General features: G+C 50.6%; 1 protein-coding gene. It reads left to right on the forward strand.

Annotated elements, in window-relative coordinates; translation table 11 throughout:
- On the forward strand, nucleotides 1-306 hold a 306-nt coding region (locus tag PZH32_RS11195), incomplete at its 5' end, for a DbpA RNA binding domain-containing protein (RefSeq protein ID WP_275208327.1).
- Between the last annotated feature and the right edge of the window lie 235 nt (nucleotides 307-541).

The following is a 541-nucleotide window of genomic DNA, read 5'->3' on the forward strand; positions in this document are numbered from 1 at the left end:
AGAAACGGACGCAGACGCCAGAGAGGCGATGACGAGGAGTACATGGACAGAAAGAACGCCAGAGGCGGCATGACAAGACGGTTCATCAACCTCGGAAAGAACCAGAACGTGACGCCGGGCGATATCTTAGGAGCCATCGCCGGTGAATCCGGAATTCCGGGCCGTCTCGTTGGAAGTATCGATATGTATGACAAATATACCTTCGTGGAAGTTCCGAAGGAGCAGGCCGATATCGTTATGGACGAAATGAACCATGTGAAGATCAAGGGTAAGAGCGTGCATGTGGAGAAGGCGAACCGGAGATAAGGGCAGTATTGCTGTAAAATATGATGTTGGGGTCAAAAGCCCCCAACAATGATGCCAACGGATTGTTTCGTGCTACGCACTCCCACAATCCTACCCGCTATTCGCATATCATGGTGCTTACGCCCCACTTTTATGCTCATATCGGGGCGGGTCTCAGGGTCATTCTACCACCAGTGTGCAAGCACACGTGGTTTCAGACCTTTTGACCCTGACATCATAAATAAAGGACAGATCA

Origin of the sequence: Adlercreutzia equolifaciens (genome assembly GCF_029076695.1) — a bacterium.
Taxonomy (GTDB): Bacteria; Actinomycetota; Coriobacteriia; order Coriobacteriales; family Eggerthellaceae; genus Adlercreutzia; species Adlercreutzia equolifaciens_A.